The sequence below is a fragment of the Pseudomonas serbica genome, from assembly GCF_028823535.1.
In the GTDB taxonomy this organism is placed as follows: Bacteria; Pseudomonadota; Gammaproteobacteria; order Pseudomonadales; family Pseudomonadaceae; genus Aquipseudomonas; species Aquipseudomonas serbica.
In genome coordinates this window covers 1-334 of sequence record NZ_JAQIYM010000060.1, presented here as the reverse complement: position 1 = coordinate 334, position 334 = coordinate 1, and the positions used below count along the sequence as shown (strand labels likewise).

The following is a 334-nucleotide window of genomic DNA, read 5'->3' as shown; positions in this document are numbered from 1 at the left end:
CCTTCCGAGCAGGTCGTAGGCGAATTCCAGCGTTTCTTCGCTGACACCCAGTTGCTTGCCCTGCGCGGTCGGCAGGCGCTGGATCGACAGCAGGCGATCGCCGTCGTCGTACACATAATCCTGACTGGCATCGGCATTGAGTTTGGCCAGTAACCGGCCAATGCTGTCGCGCTCGAACTCGGTGCGGCGCTGTGGCCGTTCACCGCGTTCACCGTAGCCGGTTTCGTCGACCTGGGTCAGATGCCCGCCCAGGTTGTAGCTGAAACGCCGGGTCAGGTTGTCGATGCGCTTTTCTTCGATCAGACGGTCGGATGCATCGTAGGCGAACTGGTAG

The 334-nt window shown here is 61.1% G+C and carries 1 protein-coding gene; it reads right to left on the bottom strand.

Annotation, left to right across the window (positions count from 1 at the left end; genetic code table 11):
- Positions 1 to 334: hypothetical protein (locus tag NQL71_RS29740; protein ID WP_425520699.1), on the bottom strand; the 334-nt coding region annotated here is incomplete at both ends.